The organism is Bacillus sp. SIMBA_074 (genome assembly GCF_046534555.1).
Lineage (GTDB): Bacteria > Bacillota > Bacilli > Bacillales > Bacillaceae_G > Bacillus_A > Bacillus_A mycoides.
The window spans coordinates 1-239 of the sequence record NZ_JAWRYM010001164.1 but is presented as its reverse complement, the minus strand read 5'-3'; the positions used below and the strand labels follow the sequence as shown (position 1 = coordinate 239).

Below are 239 nucleotides of genomic sequence, written 5' to 3'. Positions count from 1 at the left end.
GCGCGGGTCATCGGCGTCCCCTATGACGGCGGCGAGCTGGATCTCGAAGCACTGGACAGGCTCGCCGCCGAGCACAGCCCGAAGTTCTTCTACACGGTCCCCACTTTCCAGAATCCCACCGGCCGCACGCACGGGCTCGATGCCCGCCGGCACATCGCCGCCATCGCACAGCGACGGGGATTCCGCATCATCGAGGACGAGCCCTACCGCCAACTGCGGTACTCGGGTGAGGCCCTCCC

1 protein-coding gene is annotated in these 239 nt (G+C 68.2%); it reads left to right on the top strand.

Annotation, left to right across the window (positions count from 1 at the left end; translation table 11 throughout):
- The coding region (locus SB773_RS34400; protein ID WP_410595011.1) for an aminotransferase class I/II-fold pyridoxal phosphate-dependent enzyme at positions 1–239 on the top strand (239 nt) is incomplete at both ends.